Origin of the sequence: Micromonospora sp. WMMD956 (assembly GCF_029626125.1) — a bacterium.
Classification (GTDB): domain Bacteria; phylum Actinomycetota; class Actinomycetes; order Mycobacteriales; family Micromonosporaceae; genus Micromonospora; species Micromonospora carbonacea.
Window position 1 is genome coordinate 2,416,574 of sequence record NZ_JARUBI010000005.1, and the last position, 23,076, is coordinate 2,439,649.

At 71.5% G+C, this 23,076-nt stretch carries 17 protein-coding genes; 12 read left to right on the plus strand and 5 right to left on the minus strand.

The window, feature by feature from the left end:
- Positions 1–83 precede the first annotated feature (83 nt).
- From O7628_RS11125 to O7628_RS11135, 3 genes are all read left to right on the plus strand, one after another.
- Positions 84–1,721 carry a fibronectin type III domain-containing protein gene (locus O7628_RS11125; RefSeq protein ID WP_278130138.1) on the plus strand — a complete coding sequence of 546 codons (1,638 nt, stop codon included), beginning with the start codon at positions 84–86 and terminating at the stop codon, positions 1,719–1,721.
- Between the two features lie 269 nt (positions 1,722–1,990).
- Positions 1,991–2,746 carry an ABC transporter ATP-binding protein gene (locus O7628_RS11130; protein ID WP_278130140.1) on the plus strand — a complete coding sequence of 252 codons (756 nt, stop codon included), beginning with the start codon at positions 1,991–1,993 and terminating at the stop codon, positions 2,744–2,746.
- Positions 2,740–5,250 carry an FtsX-like permease family protein gene (locus O7628_RS11135; RefSeq protein WP_278130141.1) on the plus strand — a complete coding sequence of 837 codons (2,511 nt, stop codon included), beginning with the start codon at positions 2,740–2,742 and terminating at the stop codon, positions 5,248–5,250. The genes O7628_RS11130 and O7628_RS11135 overlap by 7 nt, the downstream gene beginning before the upstream one ends.
- 115 nt (positions 5,251–5,365) lie before the next feature.
- On the opposite strand, the gene O7628_RS11140 is transcribed toward O7628_RS11135, so the two are convergent.
- Entirely contained in the window at positions 5,366–5,614 is a 249-nt protein-coding gene (locus tag O7628_RS11140; RefSeq protein ID WP_347405153.1) for a LuxR C-terminal-related transcriptional regulator, read from the minus strand.
- A 235-nt stretch (positions 5,615–5,849) separates the two neighbouring features.
- On the opposite strand from O7628_RS11140, the gene O7628_RS11145 reads away from it, so the two are divergent.
- Together O7628_RS11145 and O7628_RS11150 are read left to right on the plus strand one after the other, a co-directional pair.
- Entirely contained in the window at positions 5,850–6,053 is a 204-nt protein-coding gene (locus O7628_RS11145) for a hypothetical protein (protein ID WP_278130143.1), read from the plus strand.
- A gap of 110 nt (positions 6,054–6,163) precedes the next feature.
- Positions 6,164–6,376, plus strand: a complete 213-nt coding sequence (locus tag O7628_RS11150; RefSeq protein ID WP_278130145.1) for a hypothetical protein — start codon at positions 6,164–6,166, stop codon at positions 6,374–6,376.
- 38 nt (positions 6,377–6,414) lie between these two features.
- On the opposite strand, the gene O7628_RS11155 is transcribed toward O7628_RS11150, so the two are convergent.
- A complete protein-coding gene (locus tag O7628_RS11155; RefSeq protein WP_278130146.1) occupies positions 6,415–7,080 on the minus strand; it encodes a TetR family transcriptional regulator in 666 nt (221 codons plus the stop codon).
- Positions 7,081–7,130: 50 nt separating this feature from the next.
- Here O7628_RS11155 and O7628_RS11160 point away from each other — a divergent pair, with 50 nt between their 5' ends.
- The 6 genes from O7628_RS11160 (at position 7,131) to O7628_RS11185 (ending at position 14,372) form a co-directional block, all read left to right on the plus strand.
- A complete protein-coding gene (locus tag O7628_RS11160; protein WP_278130148.1) occupies positions 7,131–8,102 on the plus strand; it encodes a zinc-binding dehydrogenase in 972 nt (323 codons plus the stop codon).
- Between the two features lie 21 nt (positions 8,103–8,123).
- Positions 8,124–8,603 (plus strand): GNAT family N-acetyltransferase, encoded by a 480-nt coding sequence (locus O7628_RS11165; protein ID WP_278130151.1) that lies wholly within the window; start codon positions 8,124–8,126, stop codon positions 8,601–8,603.
- Between the two features lie 331 nt (positions 8,604–8,934).
- Positions 8,935–9,372 (plus strand): hypothetical protein, encoded by a 438-nt coding sequence (locus O7628_RS11170; protein WP_278130153.1) that lies wholly within the window; start codon positions 8,935–8,937, stop codon positions 9,370–9,372.
- 370 nt (positions 9,373–9,742) lie between these two features.
- On the plus strand, positions 9,743–11,008 hold the full coding sequence (locus tag O7628_RS11175) for a ferritin-like domain-containing protein (RefSeq protein ID WP_278130155.1): 1,266 nt from the start codon (positions 9,743–9,745) through the stop codon (positions 11,006–11,008).
- Positions 11,005–13,017, plus strand: a complete 2,013-nt coding sequence (locus O7628_RS11180; RefSeq protein WP_278130157.1) for a hypothetical protein — start codon at positions 11,005–11,007, stop codon at positions 13,015–13,017. The genes O7628_RS11175 and O7628_RS11180 overlap by 4 nt, the downstream gene beginning before the upstream one ends.
- A gap of 350 nt (positions 13,018–13,367) precedes the next feature.
- Entirely contained in the window at positions 13,368–14,372 is a 1,005-nt protein-coding gene (locus tag O7628_RS11185) for a hypothetical protein (RefSeq protein ID WP_278130159.1), read from the plus strand.
- Between the two features lie 30 nt (positions 14,373–14,402).
- Here the strand turns inward: O7628_RS11185 and O7628_RS11190 are convergent, their stop codons facing one another.
- A complete protein-coding gene (locus O7628_RS11190; RefSeq protein ID WP_278130161.1) occupies positions 14,403–14,591 on the minus strand; it encodes a hypothetical protein in 189 nt (62 codons plus the stop codon).
- Positions 14,592–14,724: 133 nt separating this feature from the next.
- Positions 14,725–18,408, minus strand: a complete 3,684-nt coding sequence (locus O7628_RS11195; RefSeq protein WP_278130163.1) for a hypothetical protein — start codon at positions 18,406–18,408, stop codon at positions 14,725–14,727.
- A gap of 134 nt (positions 18,409–18,542) precedes the next feature.
- On the opposite strand from O7628_RS11195, the gene O7628_RS11200 reads away from it, so the two are divergent.
- Complete coding sequence (locus O7628_RS11200) at positions 18,543–20,210, plus strand: DUF4173 domain-containing protein (RefSeq protein ID WP_278130165.1); 1,668 nt, start codon at positions 18,543–18,545, stop codon at positions 20,208–20,210.
- A gap of 112 nt (positions 20,211–20,322) precedes the next feature.
- Here O7628_RS11200 and O7628_RS11205 read toward each other — a convergent pair whose 3' ends face one another.
- On the minus strand, positions 20,323–22,962 hold the full coding sequence (locus O7628_RS11205) for an IPT/TIG domain-containing protein (RefSeq protein ID WP_278130166.1): 2,640 nt from the start codon (positions 22,960–22,962) through the stop codon (positions 20,323–20,325).
- Positions 22,963–23,076 lie beyond the last annotated feature (114 nt).

Genomic DNA, 23,076 nt, shown 5'->3' on the forward strand with positions numbered 1-23,076 from the left:
TGGACGACCCGGCCCGCGGGCCGTCCACAACCGGCGGATCCGTTGTGTGGGCAGGGTTTGCGTGCCCCTGCCACCCTCACCGCGTGTCATCCAAACTGATTCGCGGCCTCGCCGCGTTCGCGCTGGCCCTGGGGCCAGTCGCCGTGATCACGGAACCCGCCGTGGCGGCGCCCGTGTGTGACGTCCCCGAGCCACCTCCGGTGTGCGGCGGGGACGTCGACGACGACAACGCCTGGGTCAACCTCACCTCGGCCAGCCGGGTACCGACCGGCGTGCAGGTCAAGGGGAGCGCCGGTGACCCGGACGCCACCACGTCGGTCCAGGTCATCGCCAAGATCTCCGGTGTGGAGGTGGGCCGGTTCAGTGTCGCCTCCGGCTCGGCCTTCACCCGGACCCTCCCCGCCCGGTACGGGGACACCGTCTGTCTCACCGTCGTCAACCAGGGAACCGGGGTCGGCGAGACCGCCTGCCGGGCGCTCGCCGTCCGGTTCGACCCGTTCGGCTCGTTCGACGAACTCTCCCCCGGACCGTCCGGCCTGCGGGTACGCGGCTGGGTCATCGACCCGGACACCGCCTCGCCGCTGACCGTGTCGGTGCGGGTGAACGGCCGGCTGCACACCGCGCTGGTCGCCTCGACGACCCGCACCGACGTGGCCGCCAACTACCCCGCCTACGGCGGCGGCCACGGCTTCGACCTGCTGGTGCCGGCGGCCCGGGGCGACCACACGGTCTGCGTCACCGCGATCAACGCCGGCGCGGGGGCCGACACCGCGCTGCCCTGCCGCACGGTCACCCAGGGCGGCGCACCGGTGATCGACCACTTCCTGGTCCGGGCCCCCGACTACCCGACCCCCCGGATGGAGGTCGACGTACGGGTGGGTACCCAGGACGCCACCCAGGTCAGCGTGTGGCGCGGCCCCACACCGAACGGGCCGTGGACCGACTGGCCCACCCCGCACAGCACCTGGAGCAACCCGGCCGGGTACTGGGAGATGGACCTGACCGTGGACTGGGGGCGCACCTACTGCTACCTCGCCACCGCGTACAACGCGTACGGCTCGCACACCCCGCCGGCGGTCTGCGCGACCACCTGGGCCGGGGCCTACCCCCAGCCGGCCCGGGTGGGGGTGACCGGAGTCTCGGACACCTCGATGATGCTGAGCTGGGACGACGTCGCCACGGGCGAGGCCGAGTGGCGGCTGGTCCGGTCCGGGGTGCCCGACGTGGTGCTGGCCGGCACCCCGGGCACCGGACGGATGAGTCACCTGGTCACCGGGTTGCAGCCCGGCACCCAGTACTGCTTCCTGCTCGGGGCCCGCTCGCCGGGCTGGGCGGGCAACCCGTACTTCTTCTGCCAGTGGACCGCGAAGGCGGCTGCCGACCCGACCACCTTGCAGGGCGTGGCGGCCATGAACCTGTGGAACTGCGACCCGCGCGGCCGGGCCGGCACGGTGTGGTCGACCGACGCCAACGGCCGCTGGGTGCGGCAGGGCCCGCTGCCCAACAGCCTGGTGGCGGGGGCCTGCGGCCCGGCGACCAGCGCACCGGCGGCCCGGGTGACCCTGCCCAGCGGGCGGACCACCACGCTGGCGGTGGTGGTGGTCGACAGCCGGTACTGCGTCGCCGACGACCCGTACGACGCCAACTGCCGGGTCTGGCAGACACCGCCCACCCTCGGCGACCCGAAGGGCATCACCGAGAACCGGCTCCTGCTGGGTTGACCATGCTGTCCGGGGGTGGGCGCGACGTTGTCGGCCCACCCCTGCGCGGCTCCGGCGCTCACCCCGCCCGGAATCTCCTGACGACCTTGCCGGGCCCTGACGGGTACAGCCAGCGCTACCTCGATCGGCCCGCTGCCTGGATTGTTGTCGGCGACTCCCAAAAATAGGGTTTCTTCGCATAGAAGAAGTCAATAGAAAATGGGAGTCCGGCGATGTCGGCGAGTAATGCACGACTCAGATTCATCTCGGCAGTCGACAAAGAGACGCCAGTGTCGGCCGTGCGGGTCCAGCAGCTGCGGAAAGTCTACGGCGGGGACCGGCAGGCGGTAACCGCGCTCGCCGGTGTCGACGCAACCTTTCAGCGGGGGACCTTCACCGCGGTAATGGGCCCCTCCGGCTCGGGCAAGAGCACGTTACTGCAGACCGCAGCAGGGCTGGACCGCCCGACCAGCGGCCTGGTGTGGGTCGGCGAGACGGAACTGTCGCAGCTTTCGGAGACAAAGCTGACCAAGCTGCGGCGGTCGGAGATCGGATTCGTCTTTCAGGCGTTCAACCTCGTCGGAGCGTTGACGGTGCAGGAGAACATCACGCTGCCGTTGCGGTTGTCCGGAAAGCGGGCGGACCCCATTTGGATACGGCAGATCGTCGACCGGGTCGGGCTCACCGAGCGTCTGTCCCACCGCCCTTCGGAACTGTCCGGCGGGCAGCAGCAACGCGTCGCGATCGCCCGGGCACTGGCCACCCGGCCGAAGGTCATCTTCTGTGACGAACCGACCGGCGCGCTGGACACCCAGACCGCCGGCGAGGTGCTGGGCCTGCTGCGCTCGGTGGTGGACGAGGCGGGACAGACGGTCATCATGGTGACGCACGACCCGGTGGCGGCGTCCTACGCCGACCGGGTGATGGTGCTGGCCGACGGACGCATCGTGCACGACATGCCGCAGCCGGGCGCGGCGCGGATCGCCGAGCATCTCGCGACGCTCGGGCGCCGCCCGCACCTGACGCAGGGGGCTGACCCGTGCTGAAACTGGCCGGACAGATGCTGCGTCACCGCAAGGGCAGCGCGGTCGCCACCCTCCTGGCGATGACCGCCGGAGTGCTGATCCTGATGTCGCTGGGCGTCCTCGTGGAGTCCGGCCTACGCTTCACCGCCGCCCCACAGCGTTACGCGGCCGCCGACGTCGTCGTCGCCAACCGCGACATCACGCTCACCTCCACGATGATGGGCGAAAAGGAGACGACCACCGTCGCGCTGCCCGAGGGCGGAACCGTCCCGGCCTCGATGGTCGACCGGATCCGGCAACTGCCGGGGGTGGCCGCCGTCATCGCCGACCGGACGGTGCCGGCGATCCTGCCGAACGGCACCGCCACCGGCCACGGGTGGAGCAGCACCGCCATCACCCCGTACCAGCTGACCGCGGGTGCCCGGCCCACCCGCGACACCGAGGTCGCGCTGGACGAACGTCTGGCCGCCTCGGTGTCGCCCGGCGACGAGGTGTCGATCCTGGTGAACGGCAGCGCGCGGACGTACCGGGTCAGCGGCCTCGTCCGCCACGCGGGGCCCCGGCCCGCCCCACACGCAGCGCCCGCGGTGTTCTTCACCGACGCGCACGCGGTGGCCGTCCACCCACGGCAGGGACGGGTCGACGCGGTGGCCGTCCTGGCCGAAGCCGGTGCCTCCGCGGCAGTGGTGGCCGACGTGCGCCGGCTGGCCGCCGAGGCCGGCGTCAAGGCCTACGCGGGCGACGAGCGAGGGCTGCTGGAACAGTCCGCGGACCAGGCGGCCTCCACCATGCTGGTCCAGCTGGGCAGCGTGTTCGGCGGCTACGTGGCGCTGCTGGTCATGTTCGTGGTGGCGGGCACCATCGGTCTCGCGGTCCGGCACCGCCGCCGTGATCTCGCCCTGCTGCGCGCCGTCGCCGCCACCCCTGGCCAGGTCGCTCGCCTGATCCTCGCCGAGGTGGGACTGCTCAGCCTGTTGTCGGTCGTCATCGGTGTGCCCGCCGGTTGGCTCGTCAGCCGCTGGCTGCATCAGGAACTGGTGGACCGGGCGTTCATACCGGAGACCTTCCCGGTTCGCGGTGGCGGCTTGGCAGCGGTCGCCGTGGCGGTGGCAACGGTCACGGTGGCGGCAGGTGCCGCGTTGATCGCCGCCCGCCGGACGGTGCGGATCCGGCCGACGGAGGCGCTCGGTGAGATCGCCGTGGAATCCGAACGCAACGGCGTACTTCGTCTGATCTCCGGTCTGGCCGCCCTGGCCGGCGGCTTCCTCCTGATCGCTCTCACCAGCGCGGCGAAGGGGACCGCTGCCCTCGGGCCCGCGATGGGTCTGCTGTGCCTGTTCGTCCTCGCGGTCGCCCTGCTCGGGCCGTGGATCAACCGGGCGGCCGCCCGTCTGCTCGCCCCGGTGCTGCGGCGGGTGTGGGGCGACAGCGGCTACCTCGCCGCGGCGAATCTGCGCGCCAATGCCCAGGGCATGGTCACGGTGCTGACCGCACTGGTGCTGTCCGTCGGCTTCGGTGGCTCGGTCTGGTTCCTCCAGGACAACCTGGACCAGCAGATCGTCGCCGAGAACCGTGGTGGGATGCTGGCCCAGCAGACCGTGGTTTCCGTCACCGGACTGCCCGACACCGCACTGACGCAGATCCGCGGCATCCCCGGCGTGCTCGCGGCCACCGGCGTACGAAACACCTCGATCATCCCGGACGGAGCCGCCGAGGGCGCGGATGCGCAGGCGATCGACCCGGAGGGCGCCGACCTCACCATGGACCTCAAGGTCCGCAGCGGTAGCCTGGCGGACCTGCGCGGGCCGGCCATGGCGGTGTCGACCCTGCAGGCCGAGTCGAACGGGTGGCGGGTGGGCGAGCAGGTCACGGTGCGGCTCGGCGACGGCACACCCGCCGACCTGCGCGTCGTTGCGATCTATGACCGGGGCTTCGCGTTCGGCGACGTCACCGTCGTCACCGACGTCGTCGCCGGGCACACCGCCGTCGCCGGCTACGAGCGAATCCTGGTGCGCACCGAGCCCGGCAAGGACGTCACCGCCGCGCTGGGCGAGGTCATCGGCCAGTACCCCGGCAGCGCGGTGACCAGCACGGCTGACATCAGCGGCCAGCTCGCCGACGACCTCGCGCTGAGCGCCTGGCTGAACAAGCTCCTGATCGGCATCATGGTCGGCTACGCCGCTCTCGCCGCGGCGAACACCATGGTCATGGCTGCACTCGCCCGAAGCCGCGAGCTGGCCCTGCTACGCCTGGTCGGTGTCACCAGCAAGCAGGTCAAGCGCATGGTCCACGCGGAACAGACCGGCCTGCTCGGCGTTTCGCTGCTCATCGGCGGAGCCATCGCAGCCGTCACCCTGGTGGCGATCGTGCACACGCTCACCGGGCAGATGGTGCCCTACGTGCCACCGCTGGGCTGGGCGTCCATCATCGGCGGCACGACACTGCTGGCGCTGTTCACCACGATCCTGCCGGTTGCACGATTGCTCCGCGTCCCTCCGGTCGCCGGCATCGGCATCAAGGAGTAACCGGCCACGAACAGCCGGTTTCGCTGATCGGCCGAACACTCTCGAGGGGCGGGCCCATCACGGGCCCGCCCCTCGACGGCACGTGTCACGACGCAGCCGATGATCGTGCCGACGCTCACGCCTGCCGCTGGGTGTCCTCGAGGTAGCGCAGCACCGCGCTCACCCGGCGGTCCACCTGGTCCGTCGGGGCGAGGCCCAGCCTGGCGAAGATGCTGCGGATGTTCTTGTGCACCGCGCCCTCGGTGACGAACAGCCGCTCCGAGATGGCGGTGTTGCCGAGCCCTTCGGCCATCAGTGACAGCACGTCACGCTCACGCGGGGTGAGCCGGTCCAGGGCGGTGTCCGGCTGGCTGCGAGCAGCCACAGCAGCGCCCCGATCGCCAGCACGGCAGTGGTGAGGCCACCGGCCAGGTGTTCCAGGGCGTCGACGGCGGCGCGTATCCGCTCGCCCGCGTACCGCCGCAGGCCTACCTCCCGCGAGCCCCGTCGCCCAGTGACCCTAGGGCACCGGCCACCGGCAAGGCAGTACAGCAGGCTGTACCGCCTGTCGTCGCGGTGGCGGGATCGTTTCCGACCAGCGGCTCTTCTAGCTTGTGATGATGGCTGAACACATCTCGTCGAACGGCCGCCGCCAGCTGCGGCCCATCCTGTGGCTGCTGCTCTTCGTGAGCATCACCGCCAACGCGATCGCGTCGTCCGTCGGCACCACCGCCAGTACCGTCATCAGCGTCCTCTTCGGCGTCGTTGCCCTCGTCTGCGCCGGCTCCTTGGTGGTTGATCATTACCGCCACCGCGCACAGTGACCCCGTCCGCCATGGCCGGCGACTGCGCCGCACATCGTCGGTGCCGGTGCGTAGGCGGACCGATGCGGCACAACGCCGCCGAGGCGCGAGACAGGGAGGCGATTCCAGGCATGACGGGCGACAGGAACACGGGCCGCCGGGGGTGGATCGTCGCTGCGATAGCCGTCCTCGCGGTGGCCGTCGTGACGGAGGAACTGCTGCGCTCCGGCACGCTGGCCGACGGTTTGCTGGACCACTGGTGGGGTCACGTCGGCAGCACCGCACTGCTGCTCGCCGGTGTGGGCGCCGGGGTGTACTTCCTGCACCGCGCGTACCGCAACTGAGCCACCCTCGATCCAGGTGTTCCTTGACCACAAGGTGGTCAGGCATGTTCTGCCGGTATGGCAGCGGCGAGGGTGAGGACGCCGGGAATCGCCGCGAACGCGGCGCGGGTGTCGGTGGCCAGTCGGTCGGCGGAAGCAGCGTGTGGCCGGGTGGTCCAGGTTTCGAGTCCGCGGTGGAACGCGGCGACGAGGACGTCCAGCGCCAGCCGGGGGCGGAGGTCGTCAGACGCGAGGCCGAACCTGCGGTGCAGGACGCCGAGCGCGGCGCGGACGGTGACGTCGCAGAAGTACAGGCAGTGAGCTTCGATCGCGGGGGTCTTGCTGGCCAGCTGCGTGCAGAGCAGGAGCCGGCGTGCCCAGTCACCGGAGTCCATGATCTGCATGGCGGCCAGCACGCTGTCCTGCAGCGCCGCCAGGACCGGCTGGCCCGGAGAAGCCGGCCGCAGTGCCAGGTCGTCGAGGAACGCCCGCCAGAGGTCCTCGTAGGGCGCCATCGCCACCTCCTCCTTGCTGGCGAAGGTGCGAAAGAACGTGCGCTTGGAGACCTCGACGCGGTCGCACAGCTCATCGAGCGTCACGCCGTCGAAGCCGCGCTGGGTGAACAGGTCCAGGGCTGTGTCCGTCAGCGCTTCACGGGTGCGCTGCTTCTTGCGTTCCCGCAGCGACGGCCGCGGCTGGGAAGAGTGCGACGACGCGGTGGCCATGAGGCGATACTACCGAGCGGCGTACGCCACTTGCAGGCTAATGCTACTCAGTGGCACTATGCTTCGAGAGCAAGTCGAACCTGAGAGGCGGCGTCATGCAAGCACTGCTCGTTGATCGCACCGCGCCCGGCAACCTCCGGCTCGGCTCAGCACCCGACCCGCTGCCCGCCGCCAACGAGTCCCTGATCCGTGTCGTCGCCAGCTCCATCAATCCGGGCGACCTGTACCTGGACAACGCCCCGGACGGAGCCGTGCCCGGCTACGACGCCGCCGGGGTGGTGGTGCAGGCGGCTGCGGACGGTTCCGGCCCGGCCGTCGGCACGCCGGTGGTGACGCTGGGCTTCGCCGGCGGCTGGGCGGAGCTACGCGCAGTGCGAACCGACTGGATCGGCGTGGCACCGGCAAACGCCGACCTGGGAGCCCTGAGCACGGTGCCGGTGGCCGGCGCGACCGCGCTCCGCGCCCTGCACAGAGTCGGCCCGATCATCGGGCGCCGAGTGCTCGTAACCGGTGCCACCGGTGCGGTGGGCCGGTACGCCGTGCAACTGGCCCGGCTCGGCGGTGCGCACGTCACGGCTTCGACCAGCGACCCCGACGGCCACGGCGACGAACTACGGGAACTGGGCGCCCATGAGGTGATCCGGTCCCCCGGGCAGCTCGACCAGGCGGTGGCCGGCGTCATCGACGTGGTGGGCGGCGAGACCCTCGTGCAGGCGTACGACAAACTCGCCGAAGGCGGGACTCTGGTGTCGGTCGGCAACGTCGCCAGCACGGGTGAACGCTTCCCCGCCCTGGCGTTCTCCGGCCACGACGGGCGCAACGACCGCTCCATCACGTCCTTCTTCCTGGGCGCCCATGCCGGGCTGTCCGCGGACCTGGCATGGTTGGCCGCGCGGGTCGCGGACAATACGCTGACCCCTCCCGTCGCCAGACGCGACAGCTGGAGGGACGCCGGCACCACGATCCAGGCGCTGCACGAGGGACGGGTGCGCGGCAAGATCGTCCTCGACATCGGCCAGTAGCCGCAGGGAGTAAGGCGAGGAATGGCACGACCACGTAGGGCCGTCCCCGGCGACGCGGCTGCGCTGGTGCGCCTTCGCGTCACCATGCTGGAGGCGATGGGGGCACCCGTCGGCGACGCCACCGCGCCATGGCGGGCCGCCGCCCTGGACTGGTTCACCCGTTCGCTGAGCGACCCGCAGACGTTCGCCGCATTCGTGATCGAAGACGCCGAACACGGCATCGTCAGCAACGCCGCCGGCCTCTGCGACCGCCACGCGCCAGGTCCCGGCAATCCAGGCGGCCTGCGCGGTCACGTCTTCAACATCAGCACCCTGCCCCACGCCCGCGGACGCGGCCACGCCCGAGACTGCCTGACCTCCCTCCTCCACTGGTTCGCCGACCACACCACGGTCAGCGTGGTCGACCTCAACACCACCCCGGGCGGCGAACGCCTCTACCGCACCCTCGGATTCACCCCACCACGCCACCCCGCCCTGCAACTGCGCCGCGACCAGATGTAGACCGTGGCCTCGCGGTGGACCACGGCCTGACCATCGCGCTCGACAGCGAGCGAGTTCCCCGTTCCCACTTGGTGGGACGCCGACCGGGCGGCAAAGCCGCCGGTCGCGCCGGTGGTCGGCTGGCGGCAGACCGCCCGTTCGCCCCGGCGGGCAGCGCGGTGATGGCGGCGCGTTCAGCCTCGCCGATCGACCAACCGAGGGAGTACGCCACCCGCCGGCCTCCAGAACCGACGGGACGGCCGGGCCGGGAGGAAACGGCCGGCGACGTATGATCGCGGTGAGGACGAAACGCCAAGCCGAGACCCGGCACCGGTGTGCGGGAGGAGGCAGGGTGTTCGGTTCGAAGAAGAAGCTCAACGATCTGATGGCGCAGCTCAGGCCCGATCTGAGTCGGGAATCGCTCGGCGTCGGGCCCGCCTTCCCGGGCGTCGCCCCGAACCCGCTCCTGAGCAGTGATGCCCGGAAGCGCAACGCGGAACTGCGCACGGGGGCGCTCGCGCTCGGCGTTCTCGTCGGCTGGCGGGAGGTGAACAGCAACCCTCGCGTGGTCCTGATGTTCGACGTGGAGACCGCCGACGGCATCTCGTTCCGCGGTATCGCAGACGAAGACCTCACGATCACCGAGCTGACGCGACTCGCCCCAGGACAGACGCTGCCCGTGCGCTACCGGCCGGCCGTCATGGACCACTACGTCGCCCTCGCCCGGGACGCGGACCCCGCCCGTGTGCAGCAGCTCTCCGACGAGATCGCGAGGCGCAAGCGGACCTGACCGAAGCCATTGGCCGGATGCGGCCGGTGTCCTGGTTCGCTATCGACCGCCGGGGTTCTGCGCCCTTTCGTTGCAGGTCTGTGTCCACTCGACCGACGATCGCCCGCGACCCTACGGTGCTCAGCCTGTTACCCGGAAAGCCCTCATCGAGCCACCGGCAGCCTGTGCGCAGGGCTTCCTCCAGTGGTCCCGGGCGGGACGCCGTCCTACCGGATCCCGACTGCCACCGAAGGCGGTGCGGCATTGTACCGCGTAGCGCTCGACCTTCCCATGATTCGATAGATCCCGGCCAATGGGTTGGCGACCCAACCCCCCGTTTGTAGCGTCGGGTAGCCATCGAAACACTTTCCGCTCACAAGGGAGGTTGTGCGTGGCCGCCATCGAGCCCGCGTTGCTGGACAAGCCCACGACCATCAAGATGCTTCACGACGCTTGCGAGCTGGAACACATGCTCTGCGTGCAGTACCTGTACGCGGCGGCGACCCTGGCCCACGGCGGTGATCCCGGGATCACCGCGGTCCGGGCTGCCCTGGCCGAGCAGTGGAGCCATCAGCTCACCCGCATCGCGGTGCAGGAGATGTACCACCTCACCCTGGCCAACAACATCCTGATCGCGCTGGGTGCCCCGCCGTTGCTGTGGCGGCCCAACTTCCCGCAGCCGGCCAGCCGATACTCCGACATAAACCTGCCGTCCACGTTGACACCGTTCGACCGGGACACCGTCAACCGGTTCCTGTGCTGGGAGAAACCGGAGCCGGACGGCTGGTGGGACGCCTTCTGCGCCGAGTGCGGGCGGCAGGCGCACGCCCGGCTGAACCTGGCGATGCCCCCCAGCCAGGCGCGGCCGTACGGCTCGATCGCCGAACTCTACGACCAGATCAAGAAGGCGATCCTGGGTCATCCGGAGTGGATCGACCGGGCGTCCGCGACCCGGCAGGTCACCAGCGCCCTCATTCCGCTGACCCCGACGCTGGAAGCGATAACCACCGCCGAGCAGGCCGCCCGGTACATCGACCTCATCGTGCTGGAGGGCGAGGGCGTGCCGGACTGGCAGTCGAACTCGCACTTCGCGTACTTCCACCAGATCGCCGACCAGTTGGACGGGCTCAACCGCACGCAGCCGGACTTCGTCCCGGGCTGGCCGACCGTGGAGAACCCGGCCTACGACGCGACGAGCACCGGCGGCACCCTGATCACCGACCCGGCGGCGCGGTCGGTCGGCGTCGCCTTCAACGAGCTGTACCTGCTCTTCGTGGACATGCTGACCCGGCTGTTCACGCCGGACGGCGAGAGCGCCGCCCAGCGGCGGGGCCTGGCGCGCGTGATCACCGCTCTGATGCCGCTGGGCATCAAGCCGCTCGCGGCGCTGCTGACCCGGCTGCCGGCCGGCGCGGACCACCCGGGCCGGTACGCCGGACCCAGCTTCGAGCTACCGCAACCCCAGCCGACCGGCCCGCCGGCCACGATCGACGCGCTGGCCGGACGGCTGCTCGCGGTCGCCGGACGGTGCCGGGTGCTCGGCCTCACCGGCTCCGGGATCGGCGCTGAGGCGCAGGACTCGCTGGCCACCGTCGCCGCCCGGTTGGAAACGCTGGTCCCGCTCTTCACCCCGTCGTCCGTGGAGTTGTCCGCATGAGCTATCTGGCCCGGCCCAGAATCGGGTTCTTCGGCACCGACGCGATGGTCAACCCGTCCACCGCCAACAACGAGAACATCGTCCATCTGCTGGACTACGACCGGGTCCAGGTGTTGAATCCGCCGGTGGTGGAGGGCGCGAGCCTGCCGGCGATGGACGACGCCGCGTACCGGGAATGGATGACCAGCCTGGTGGTGTACGCGGACCCGGACACGGCGGCCACGCCCAACCCCAACTGGCAGTCCGGCATGCCGGGCTACTGGAACTACTGGGGTGACCACCTCGCCACGTTCGGCAACGCGCAGGCGACAAGCGTGTGGGTGGACGACCAGCCGGTGACCAGAGCCGCCCGGGATCCGCTGCTCAACGCGTATGTCGCGTTCAACGCCCGGATCGTCGACGTGAACCCGGCCGACAGCTACGGCACCCAGTTCGTGGCGGCCGGCTTCCGGATCATCGGCCCGGACCGCGACGGCGAGCTGACCGAGCTGGTGCGGGGGGTGCCGACCACCTCGTTCACCAGGTGGCTGAACTTCTTCCGTCCCGGCGGTGCCGGCTCCTTCCAGGCCGTCATCCCGAACTCCACCCTGGCCTTCGTCGACCCGGAGCGAGCGCCGGACTCGGACGGCCTGCGCGCTCTGCGCGAGGGCGCTGCCGACGGCGGTGGTCTGCTGCTGCGCTGGTGCTTCTACGGGATGCGGACCAGCTTCGACCAGATGACCATGTACGACAAGTTCCAACGGGGCGAGCGGGCGATGAACCCGAAGATCGGTCGGGTGGTCGGCACCGTCGGCGTGTGGAACGGCACCGACATGATCTCCGCACCGGTCGGCCGGGCCCTGCACCAGCCCGGCCCGCCCTACTTCCCGGCCGACGGGGGCACCCCCCGGGCGGTGACCCGGATGCGAATCAAGACCCACGAGGACGTGGAACGCGTCGAGATCCCCGGCACCACCCTGAACGCGCTGAGCGCGTCGAGCGCGGACGCGGAGCTGGTCGGCCCGGCCATGGCGTACGTCGACGAGAACCGGGTGGTGCTCGACCTGGGCACCACGTTCCCTGAGGTCGGCGGCGGCGACTTCAGCAAGATCGATTTCGACGGGGGCGTGTTCCTGGAGCTGCTCTACGAGGCCGGGGGCCAGCAGCGGCGCACGATGATCGGCGTGGTGGACTACGAGCAGGGCCCCTACGAGACGTACGGCGGAGTGGTCGAGTTCGACTTCAGTCCGCGCAGCGAGATCGGGCAGCACATCCACGACGGCGTGCTGCAACTGAGGGCCTGGGTCGACCACCGTCCCGTGCTGCTGCTGCGGGAGATCGGGACGGTCCAGGTCGCCACCGACGACCAGGCGGTGTACCTGGACATGGCGCCGGACGGCCCCGGCCAGCGGGCGAAGGGGACAGCCGCGCTGCGGCTGTTCCGCAAGGGCGAGCCGATCACCGAGCCGGAGACCCTGACCGTGCAGGTCTGGCGGGACGTGCAGACACCCGGCCGGGTGAACTCGGTGAACCCGCTGGTGCTGACCGCGACCTCACTCGGAGAGGAGAAGGTCGGCGAGTTCACCGTGCGGGTGCCGGCCGGCGGCCGGGTGGACGTGCCGATCGAGGTCGACGCGCCGGCCTGCTACAAGCTGCGGTACCTGCCGCCGGACACCCACGCCGACCCGGACAACCCGGCCTGGGCGGTGGAGTACTTCTCCACGGTCCGGGCCCTGCCGTACGACGACTACAGCGACGTACCGGACGACCAGCTCACCTTCGGCCTGGTGTACCGGGAGGTGTTCAGTTACTACGCGCTGCTCTACCCGATCATGGGGACGATCATTCCGTGGGGGCCGGCGAACACCCCCCACGATCCGAACCGGGTGACCCACTTCGCGGGACTGATGCTGGACGTGATCGACGAGAGCCGTCGGGGCACCGCCCTGGAGATGCCGATCACCCGGGAGCTGTCCGCGGGCAAACGTGCCCTGGTGCGACGCTGGTGCCGTAAGGAGTTGAGGATCTGACCTGAGGGCCGCCACCCCGTCGGTTCCGCCACCGCCGACGTGACAGCTCCGGACGACGACCCGCCACCGGTTTCCGGCCTGGTGGCGGGTTGGCCCGATGGCCCGATGGCGACGGAGCCCAGTGGACCGCCGACGACAGCGTGACTCCTCCGAATCCCTACAGCGCCTACCAGTCCGCTGACGACTCGGGCGGGCGAATCCCGTCTCATCGATCCGCTGCTCGGCGCGCCGGCCGGACTGCGCGGGCCTCGAATGGTTGATTCCGGCAGCGAATGCCCGGCACCAAACGCCACCGACCCCTGACTTTCCGTAGGACCCCAGGGGTTCCGGGTGAGCCCGATGATGGAGGGATGCTGGAGCAGATCGCCGTCAGCGACACCGGCTCGTCGGCGAGGCTCGCCGCCCGAATCCTGTGTAGACGACTGAGGCACCCGTATGTCCGCAACGTCGCTGCGGTGGCCCGGCTGATGGCGGGGGCGCGAGACGAGCGGGTCGCGGCGATGGCCGAGGAGGCCCTGGCCCTGGCCTGGGGCAGCGACCAAGAGGTGACCAACCACGTATGGGACGCCCTGACCGCCACGCCGGGGCCGGCGTTGCGGTTCCTGCTCGCGCCCGCGCCGGACTGCCCGCACGAACCACGGGTACGACTGGTCACCGCACCACCGGACGGCAGGCGGGTGCTTGCGGCAGCCCTCAAGTCCGCCGATCCCGAGTTGCGCGGGGCGATGGCCGACCTCCTGCGCGTCACCGACCACCCGGTCCTCCTCGGTGACTTCGAGGGCGCGCTGAACAGCTGGCCGATGCCGCGCCGTCCCGGGGACGTGGAGCTGGAGACCCGCGCGGTGCTCGATCTCGCGCTGACCAACACCCATCTGTGCCAGCCCGCGCCGGTCGGCAGGAGGCGCGTGGGGCTCGCCGTCGTGGCGATCCTCAAGGGGCGGTTCGACCTGTTCGACAGCTACGACCCGGCATCCCTGGTGGCACAGTTGGTGCGCCTCGACCACAGGGCGCTCCCGGCACCAGCGACCGAGGGGTACCGCCGGTGGCTACGTGCCCTGGGCCCCGGCCCGGGCCGCGAGCAACTGTGCGAGCTCGTCATCGATGGTTACTTCGAGGCGCTGACTGCCGTCGCGGACAGCGGCCAGGAGCCGGACTCGCCGTACCTGTCGCCGGCCTTCCTCTTCTGCACCGAGCAGTGGGAGCGGTACGACGCCCTGGACCCCGACGGCACCCTGCTCGAGAACTACATCATCAAGGAGTGCGACGACGTCGGAATGTACTTGTGGACGGTCGCGGAGCGCAACGGACGCCAGTTGCCGGCCCCGAGGGGCCTCGCCGCCGACCCCGGGTTCTGACGGTGGGCAGTTGTCCCCTGCCACCATGGATCAGCCACCAACATTGGCGTTCTCGGGCAAGGGTGCCAGACCCAGCTCGCGCTGGATCGCAGCGAAGAACTCCAGTTCGGCCGCAGTCAGCTTTTCGAGGGCCGCCGACGAAACATCCACTGCGGCGATGGTGGCCCGCGCAGCGGCGATCTGGCGAACGGCTATGACCACGGCAATTGCCGCCGGCACCGTTTCCGGCAGCTCGGACCGGACCCGTCCCGGACTGCCGCTCCTGCTTACGGACCCAGTTCCGCAGCGTCTCGTGACTCATCCCCAACTCACGAGCCCACCAGCGCCGCCCACCAACAGCGCAGACGCCGAATCAGTCAGCCACGGCGGAAGGCCAGAGGTCGGGGTAGGTCAGTGCGGGCGCGGTGGGGTCGGCTCCCTGGCCGGAGGGTAGCTCGGGACAGAGACGCCGGTAGGGCTCCGACCCGACGTGGTAGGCCCATTCGCCGTCGGTCAGGTTCCGTCCCGCTCGGCGGCAGAGCTCGGCGGGCCAGGTGTCCGGGGTGGGGGTGAGGCGGGCGGTGTGGTCCCAGGAGGTGGTGGCCAGCGTCCTGCCGTCCGGGCTGAAGGCCACCGCCGTGACCCAGCCGACGTGACCGGTGAGACCGACGATCGTCCGGCCACGATCGCGGTCCCACAGACGGGTGGTGCCGTCCCGACTGCTGGTGGCGATGGTCTGCCCGTCCGGGCTGAACGCGACCGCGTTAACGTCTGCGGTGTGTCCGGTCAGGACGGACGCCACTCGACGGGCGGCAATGTCCCACAGCTGGGTGGTGCCGTCGGCGGGGGCGATGGCGAGGGTACGGCCGTCCGGGCTGAACGCCACCGCGTTCAGATGGCCGGTCCTGGGCGTGAGGGTAACGATCGTGCTGCCGGCGTCAGAGTCCCAGAGCCGGACCGTGCCGTCGGTCGAGGCGGTCGAGGCGGTGCTGCCATCGGGGCTGAAGTCCACGGCGTCCACCCAGCCGGTGTGGCCGGTCAGCACGGCGGACGTACGTCGGGTGGCCAGGTCCCACAACCGGGCCGTTCCGTCGGTGGACGCGCTGGCCAGGAGTTGGCCGTCGGGGCTGAAGGCGACGGAGGCGACGCCGTCGGTGTGCCCGGTGAGGGTGGCCTTCTGGTGGCGGGTGCTGGTGTCCCAGAGTCGGATCCGGCCGTCCTTGTGACCGGTGGCAAGGGTCGTTCCGTCCGGGCTGAACGCCACGGTGAAGACGAAGCCGGCCCTGGCGTCGAGGACGGCGAGCTGACCGTGCCGGGCGGTGTCCCACAGGCGGACGGTGCCGTCCCTGCTTCCCGTGGCGACGGTCCGGCCGTCCGGGCTGAACGCCACCGCGTCGACGTAGCCGGTGTGGCCCCCGAGCGTGGCGACGGACCGGCTCGTCCTCGTGTCCCACCTGCGGGCGGTGCCGTCCCGGCTGCCGGTCACGACGGTCGTACCGTCGGGACTCGTCCCCACGGCCAGCACCTCGTCGGTGTGGCCGGCGAGGGTGGCCAGGGGCTGGTGCGTGGTGGTGTCCCAGATCCGCGCGGTGCCGTCCCAGCTTCCGGTCACCACGGTGCGGCCGTCGGCCCCGAACGCCACGGCCCGCACGACGCGGGTGTGCCCGACGAGACTGGCCCGGGACTCGTGGGTCGTGGCGTCCCAGATCCGCGCGGTGCCGTCTGCGGAACCCGTGACGAGGGTCGTGCCGTCCGGGCTCAGCGCGACCGCGAAGACCTCGCCCGTGTGGCCGGAGAGGATCGTCGTCTGACCGGTCGCCGTGTTCCACAGCCGGGCGGTGCTGTCGTCCCCGCCGGTGGCCAGGATCAGCCCGGTGCGGTCGAAGGTCACCGCGTTCACCGGTCCGTCGTGGCCGACCGGCACGGGCCGGGAAAGGCTGGTGCGGGTGTCCCAGAGCCGGACGGCACCGTCGGCGTGCCCGGTCGCGATGGTCGTACCGTCCGGATGGAAGGCCACCGCGTTGACTGCGGCGCGACCCGTCAACGTGCCGAGGGGCCGGTAGGTGGTCGCGTCCCATAGTCGCACGGTGCCGTCGACTCCCCCGGTCGCCAGCAGGCGTCCGTCCCGGGTGAAGGCGATCGCCGTCACGGCACTGCCCTGGGTGAGCGCGGCGGTCGGGCCGGCGGTCCACAGCCGTACGGTGCCGTCGTCGCCGCCGGTGGCGACGGTGCCGCCGTCAGGGCTGTACCCGACGGCGGTCACCGCGCCGGAGTGCCCGATCAGTGGCCGCGCGACGTGCATCGGGGCCGAGAGCGCCGCCTGCGCGCTGGCCACGGTCTGCGCCGTCACGGAGTGGCCGAGCCCGGCCAGCGCCAACAGGTTCGCCAGGTCAGGCTGGGTCGCCAGCACCGCGCGCGACTGGGCGGCCAGACTGCTGGCGACGGCGAGGTCGCGTTGGGCATTCGCCGTGACGGTCTGCACCCCGGCGAGGACGGCCAGCAGGCTGACCGTGACCAGGCCCGTGACCAGGCTGCCGATGGTGACCCGCAGTCGCCGCCGGCGGCGGGCGTGGTCGCGGTTCTGCCGGGCCAGGCTGGCGGCGAGGAAATCGCGTTCGGTCCCGTTGAGGGATTCGGTGTCCCGGTCGGCCCAGCCCGCGAGCAGACTGCCCCAGTACAGGAACGCGTCGTCCTCGCCGTGCGTCGCCCAGTCGGTGGCGGCACCGGTGAGGCGGCGGTGGGCGCGTAGCGACTCACGGTCGGCAGCGAGCCAGTCCCGAAGCGTCGGCCAGCCCCGGATGAGCGCCTCGTGGGCGATCTCCACGGTCTCCTCGCCGATCGTCACCAACCGGGCCGCCGCGAGGCGTTCCAGGACGTGCGCGGTGACGGCGTCGTCGCCGAGCTCCGCGCGGGGGACTCGCCGGCGGGTGTCTTCGGTGCCGTCGCCCAGCGCGGTCAGCCGTAGCAGGATCCGCCGGACCGCCCGGCGGTGCTCCTCGTCCAGCTCCCCGAACACCCGATCGGCCGACTGCGCGAGCGCGCCGTCCAGGCCGCCGGCCGCCTCGTAGCCGGCCAGGAACAGCCCGGCGCCGCGCCGCCGCCGCCAGGTCTCCCACAGGGCGTGGGAGACGAACGGCAACACCGCCGGCCGGGACGCCGCCTCGGCGATGATCGTGGCGACGAGGGTCTTCTCCACCATCAGCCCGGCCCGGGCCGCCGGTTCGGTGACGGCGACCGACAGCTCCTCGGGCGTCATCGGGCCGACCAGCAGCTGCGCGTCCTGCAGCGCCGCCACCAGCTCGGGCACGCGGGCGCAGTGCGCGTAGAAATCGGCCCGCAACCCGATCACCACCCAGGTGCGGCCGCCCACCTCGCCCGCCACCGCGAGCAACGCGCGGATGAAGGTCTCCCGCTCGGACTCGTCCGCGCAGAGGGAGAACACCTCCTCGAACTGGTCGACGATCAGCAGACTGTCGGCGCCCGGGGCCACCGGGTTGTCCGCCAGCTCCCGCACCGGGTGGGCACCGGGGGTGATCACCACGGTCCGCAGATCCTCGTTCGCGCACCAGGCCGGCAGTAGCCCGGCCCGCAGCAGGGACGACTTACCCGAGCCCGACGGCCCGACCACCGCGACGAACCGGTGCCGGGCCAGCCGGTCCGTGAGGTCGGCGACGAGACGGTCCCGACCGCAGAACAGCTCCGCGTCGTCGGGTCCGTAGGCGGCCAGGCCCAGGTACGGCGGCCGGTCCCCGACCTGATCGGGGGCACCGGTCGCCGGTGGCGCCGCAGCATCCAGTTCCGCGACCGCACTCCGCCAGCGGGCCGTCCACTCTTCGGGGTCGCCATCGCAGGCGCGGGCGTACGCCACCGCCACCGCCAGGGTCGGCAGCCGGTCGCCCGCAGCGGCCTGCGCCAGCGTGGTCGCCGAGAAGTGCGCCCGCTTGGCCAACGCGCGGTACGTCGGATTGCCCGCTGACTGCCGCAGCTCCCGTAAGGCGACGGCGAACCGCTGCGCCGGCCCCTCGCCCGGATCCACCGGACGCTCCGGACGCGGCATTTCCCACCTCCAACGACAGGTGCGAATGCTATCAGCGGCCGTCGTCGAATGGCCTGGTCGACGATTGTTTAGTTCCCACAGCCGGAAACCGGACAACCTCGAACCGCAGGAACGGCCGAATCGGTTGTCCACCGTTGTTTGTCCATACCGCATTCCCGAAGCCGGACAACCCGCCGCCCACTAGACACAGATCCGCAAGCCGCGTCACCGCGTCCGAAGGGAATGTGATGTCGTTGCCCGTTACGACCGCCGCGCCACCACCGAGCGAGCCACCCGAGCCGTCGTCGCCAGCCTCGTCGTCGCACGAGTCCGGGCCGGCCGAATCCACGCCCGCGCCACGGCCCCGAGCGGCGATCACCGCCACCGCGGGCGCCGCGATCGTGGCGGCCGTCGCGCTGTCGTGGGACCGGCCGGGCATCGGGTGGCTGTTGACCGCTCTCGCCGTCGCCGCCGCGATAGTGGTCTCGGCCGGCAGCGGCTTTGCGTGGTCCGGTCGTACGGCGGTCCGGGCCGGCGAGGCCGTGGCCGTGGTGGCGCTGATCGCCGTGGGCGCGGTGCGCGCGGCGGAGTGGCTGTTCGTCCTGTGCATGTTTGCCGCTGGGGTGGTCGGCTGCGTGGCCCTGGCCGATCGCTGGTCGGCTGGCAGCCTGGTTGCCGCCCCGCTGCGGGTGGTCGGTTCGGTGCCGGCCGCGCTGCGATGGCTGCTCAGGGACGCGATCAGGATCCGCGTTCAGGATCGGGGCGCGGCCCGGCGGACCACCATCGCCGGGCTGGTAGCGGTGGCGTTGCTGGCCGTGTTCGGGTTCCTGCTGGCCGAGGCGGACGCGGCGTTCGCCGAGGTGTTGTCCGTGCTGATCCCATCGGTCGACGGCAGCACTTCGGTGCAGTGGCTGGGGTCGGCGGCGGCCGCCGTCGTGGTGACGGCGGTCGCGGCTTACGGTCTGCTGACCGGCACGACCGTGCCTGAACCGGAGTCGCGGCTGGGGCTGGTCCGCCGGATCGAGTGGGCCCTTCCGGTCGGCGGACTCGTCGCACTGTTCGCGGGCTTCGTCGCGGTCCAGGCGACGGTCCTGTTCGGTGGCGGTGAGCACGTGGCGAAGACCGCCGAACTGACGTACGCCGAGTACGCCCGGGCCGGCTTCTGGCAGCTACTGGTGGTCACCGGGCTCACCGTGATCGTGGTGGGCGTAGCAGCCCGGATCGCGCCCCGGGCCACAGTGTCCGACCGGGTGCTGTTGCGCACGCTGCTGGGGCTGCTGTCGGCCCTGACCCTGGTCATCGTCGCCTCGGCCCTCTCCCGGATGGCGGCCTACGAGCAGGCGTACGGGTTCACCCGGCAACGGTTGCTGGTGACCGTCGGCGAACTGTGGCTGGGAGTGCTGTTCCTGCTCATCCTGCTGGCCGGGATCAAGCTGCGGGGACGATGGGTGCCCCGGGCCGCCCTCGCCGCGGCCGTCGGCGCGCTGATCGGCCTGGCCGTGCTCAATCCCGACGCGTTCATCGCCCAGCAGAACGTGAACCGGTTCGAGAAGCACGGGATCGATGTGTACTACCTCAGCACCCTGTCCGCCGACGCCGTTCCGGCGCTGCAGAAGCTGCCGGAGCCGTACCGCTCCTGCGCGCTGGCCGCAATCACCAACGAACTGACCGGCGGCTCGGCGCCCTCGTCGGGGTCCAACCGGCGCGACGCGTGGCAGGAGTGGAACCTGGGCCGCGCCACCGCCCGGGCCCACCTCGACGATGACGCCCTGGGTCCGTGTCCGGCGGCGTACCGGCGGTACGACCTGCCTGACGCTGACTGAGCTCCCAGTCGAGCGCCCGCTCAGGGGTACGTGGGCGCGATCGGCCCCTGAGGACGGTTGGGAGCGTGGCTCCCGGCCAGGGTCGGGTAGGACCCTGGCCGGGAGCATCCGGTCAGCCGGTGCGGCCGGCGCGGTGCCGGCGGCGGGTCAGCACGACGAGGACGGTGCCGAGGAGCGCGAGCACCACCCCGACGGTCAGCGGCGCGGTGAGGGCGTCACCGGTCACCGGCAGGATCCCCCCGACGTAGCGGAAGGTGATTCCGTTGGAGGTGCCGCCGCCGGTGCTCACCGTGATCGTGGTGTTCCCGGCCGCGCACCGCGGTGTGCGGAAGGTCAGCGAGCGGCCGTCCAGCGCCACGGTGACCTGGTCGGCCGGGATGGTCGTGCCGCAGATGGTTACCGTGGTGCCGCCCGGTACGAACCCGGAGCCACCGACCGTCACGGTCGTGCCGCCACCGGTCGGCCCCTGTCCGGGGTCGACGGTGTCGATGCGCGGCGGGGCGGGTTCGTAGGTGAATCCGTCCGGTGCGGTGACGTCGTCACCGGGCAGCAGGACGGTGACGTCCACCGTCCCGGGCGAGCCGGGCGGGGTGACCACGGTCAGCGAGGTGCCGTCCGGGTTCACGACCAGGTTGGTGCCGGGTGTGTTGCCGAAGTTCACGCCGGTGGCACCAGTGAGACCGGTGCCGGTGATGGTCACCGTGGTGCCACCGGTGGTCGGTCCGGTGTCCGGCACGATGGAGGTGATCGTCGGTGCGACGTACGTGAAGACGGGCGCGGTGGCGGTGCCGGCGGGGAACACCAGTCGGACGTCTGCCGGCCCGGCCGCGTTCGGCGGGGTCACCACGGTGATCGTGGTGCCGGCCGGGTTGACGGTGAATCCGGTTCCGGGCACCCCGTCGAAGTTCACGCCGGTGGCGCCGGTGAACCCGGTCCCGGTGACGGTGACCGTGGTGCCGCCGGAGGTCGGCCCGCTCGTCGGGGTCAGCCCGGTCACGGTCGCGGCGCTGCCGTCGGCGAGGTAGGTGTAGTCCAACGGTGCCGCCGTACCGCCGCCGGTGCTCACCACCACGACGGCTGGTCCGACCGCGCCGGGCGGGGTGACCGCCGTCAGGGAGGTGCCACCCTGGGCGACCGCGACGTTGGTGGCCGGCACCCCGTCGAAGGTGACGGTCGTGTCACCGGGGACGAAACCGGTTCCGGTGATCGTCACGGTCTGTCCGCCCGACTGGGGACCCGCGTTCGGGGTGATTGACGCGACGGTCGGTGGCGCTGCCACGTAGGTGAAACCGTCCGGGGCGGTCGCGTCCGCGCCCGGCAGGAGCACGGTGACGTCCACCGGGCCGACCTGACCGGGCGGGGTGACCACGGTCAGTGAGGTGCCGCCCGGGTTGACCGTGACGTTGGTGCCCGGGGTGTCGCCGAAGGTCACTCCGGTCGCCCCGGTGAAGCCGGTGCCGGTGATGGTCACCGTGGTGCCGCCGGCGGTCGGTCCGGTGTCCGGGACGATCGAGGTGATCGTCGGCCCGAGGTAGGTGAACGTCGGCGCGGTCACCCGACCGGCCGGGAAGACCAGTTCGACCAGGGCCGGGCCCGCCGGGTTCGGCGGTGTCACCACGGTGATCGTGGTGCCGGCCGGGTTGACGGTGAACCCGGTGCCGGGCAGGCCGTCGAAGTCCACGCCGGCCGCTCCGGTGAAGCCGGTGCCGGTGATGGTCACGGTGGTGCCGCCGGCGGTCGGCCCGGAGGTCGGTGTGAGGCCGGTGATGGTGGCCGCGCTGCCGTCGGCCAGGTACGTGTAGCCCAGCGGGGCGGCCGTGCCGTTCACCGTGCCGACCACGACCTCGGCGGGTCCGACCGCGCCGGGCGGGGTGACCGCCGTCAAGGAGGTGCCGCCCGGTGCGACCGTGACGTCGGTCGCGGGTACGCCGTCGAAGGTGACCGTGGTGCCGCCCGGGATGAAGCCCGTGCCGGTGATCGTCACGGTCTGGCCGCCCGACTGCGGGCCCTCGTCCGGGGTGATCGTCGCGGTGGTCGGTGCCGCCGGCGGACGCTCGCAGAGCGCCTCGGCGACGATGACGGTTCCGACGGGGATGGTGGTCGGGACACCGAGGATGCTGCCCGACAGGGTCAGCACGGCCCGCACGGTGATTGCGGTGGCACCGGTGGCGGTGGTCGTCTCGACGCGGGTCAACGAGGCGTTCAGGCTCGCGTCCAGCAGCCCCGGCACCACCACCGCCGCGCTACCCACGACGGCGGGGGTGTTCGCCGTCAGCGTCACCGCCGAGCCGAACAGTTCCAGCCCGACGAGCGTGGTGTCCGCGCTGGTCGCGCCGACCTGCGGACAGACGGCGGTGGCGGTGATCTCCGTGGCGTTCAGCACGTCGACGCCGAGCACGGCGAGGTTGAGCCCGTTGACGCTGGAGGACGCCGACGACCCGTCGGCTGCCCGGGTGGCGGTGACCTCCTCGACGGTGCCGCTGGCGGTCACGCCGACCGCCCCCGGTATCGAGATCGCCAGCAGCGTCTCGGTGTCGGTGCCCCCTCCGGCGGGCGCGGTGGCGGTGCCGATGGTCGCGTCGGCGCTGATCACGGCTATCCCGGCCACCTCGGCCGAGAGGTCGACGACGACCCCGCGGGCGCTCGCGTCGCCCGGTGCCGCCAGGGCCGGCATACCCAGGGTCAGGGTTGCCAGGCTGGTGACCAGCAGCGCCGTGGCGGCGCTCGTGGTTCTCCGCAGGACGGTCCTCACCACTTTCCCCCGTTCAGATGGATGACGGGCCTGCGTGATGTGGCGGCAGCCGTCACCGAGTGAACGAGAGCAAATCGGGCAAGTTACGCATTTCGCATCCTTAGGGTCTGGCGA